Raw genomic sequence first — 422 nt, forward strand, 5'->3', positions numbered from 1 at the left:
CTTCGGTGTTCTCATGCACCATTTTGATAAACAGCAGCAGTACCAACTCGGTGACGTAGTCGCTGTAGTTAATGCCGTCGTCACGCAGTACGTCACATAGGTTCCAGAGTTTTTGTACGATGTCGTTGTGGGTCATAAATTTCTCGTTAGGTGTCCTGCCAAAATAGGTCTTGCTGAAACGGCTTCTACAGATGACGGGCATAAAAAACCCGCACGATTTGAGCATAGTTGCAAGCAACCATAGGCTTGGCGGGTATGTTGGCCGCAAATATAGAGTTCAAAGTATCGTGAATCAAGTCAATACTGTTAAAGACAACATTATAGAAACGCTTCAAGATAACGACTGGTGTGTTACAAGATTTTATAGACCTACACGCAAATGAGCATTGATGCAATCATGAAGCAAGTCGACGGCCTTATCC

The 422-nt window shown here is 43.8% G+C and carries 1 protein-coding gene; it reads right to left on the bottom strand.

What is annotated here, in order from left to right; all coding sequences use genetic code 11:
- Positions 1-226, bottom strand: a 226-nt coding sequence (locus BTA35_RS18825; RefSeq protein WP_338013023.1) for a type I restriction-modification system subunit M N-terminal domain-containing protein, incomplete at its 3' end; no start/stop codon positions are given.
- Positions 227-422 lie beyond the last annotated feature (196 nt).

It is taken from the genome of Oceanospirillum linum (genome assembly GCF_001995095.2).
Lineage (GTDB): Bacteria > Pseudomonadota > Gammaproteobacteria > Pseudomonadales > Halomonadaceae > Oceanospirillum > Oceanospirillum linum.